Annotated in this window: 2 protein-coding genes; both read left to right on the top strand. The window is 47.3% G+C overall.

From position 1 onward, the window contains the following. Nucleotides 1-278, top strand: a 278-nt coding sequence (locus tag A3735_RS19585; RefSeq protein ID WP_231882584.1) for a hypothetical protein, incomplete at its 5' end; no start/stop codon positions are given. Beyond that, nucleotides 279-865, top strand: a 587-nt coding sequence (locus tag A3735_RS19580; RefSeq protein WP_231882583.1) for a methyl-accepting chemotaxis protein, incomplete at its 3' end; no start/stop codon positions are given.

Genomic DNA, 865 nt, shown 5'->3' with positions numbered 1-865 from the left:
TGAAGGAAATGGCCTGGCCAGTGTTAGTAGTGACTGTGTTAGCTGCGATCTGCGCCTTACTTATCGGCCGACACATCTCCAAACCGATCTCTGATGCTTCGAGACAAATCAGCCATATTAGTCATACCTTAGATATGGGGCTCCGTGTTGAGTCCAGCTCACCCGTGATAGAAATAAATGGCATGGTACTAACCTTCAATAAATTTCTAGATCAAGTCGAAGGAATCATTAAGCAGTTAACTGAGCTGGTTGATCATATTAGCGAGGCATCAGAGTAATTGAGCTCTTTGACGATTAATACTCAAGATAGAATTAATCAACAGAAAGACCAATCTGAACGCGTTGCGACAGCGATTACACAGATGAGTGTGGCAGTATCTCATGTGACGGATAACGCGCATTCGGCAGCGGAAGCAGCGAAAGAAGCGAACTCCGAGGCCGAATCCGGGTCCCAAGTTGTTAATGTTGCGGTATCGGTGATTGATCAGCTAGCTGAAGGTGTCGAACATACAGCCGAGACCATACAGCGTGTTGAACAGGATACGCACAACATAAGTACCGTGTTAGATTTTATTCGAGGCATCGCTGATCAAACAAACTTACTAGCCTTGAATGCCTCCATCGAGTCGGCTCGTGCAGGAGATAGTGGTCGCGGCTTTGCCGTCGTTGCAGATGAAGTGCGTACCTTGGCGAGTCAGACACAGAAATCGACTGAAGAAATTCAGCACTTGGTTCAGCAGCTACAGGCGGGTACCGAAGGTGCAACTGAGTCAATAGCTTTAGGCCAAGAAATGGCTAAAGACAGCGTGGAAAAAGCTCGAGACGCTGATAATTCCTTGCAAGCAATCACCCGAAGTGCTCACAC

It is taken from the genome of Oleiphilus sp. HI0061, from assembly GCF_001635675.1.
The sequence above is the reverse complement of the archived record's forward strand: the minus strand, read 5'-3'. Positions and strand labels throughout refer to the sequence as shown.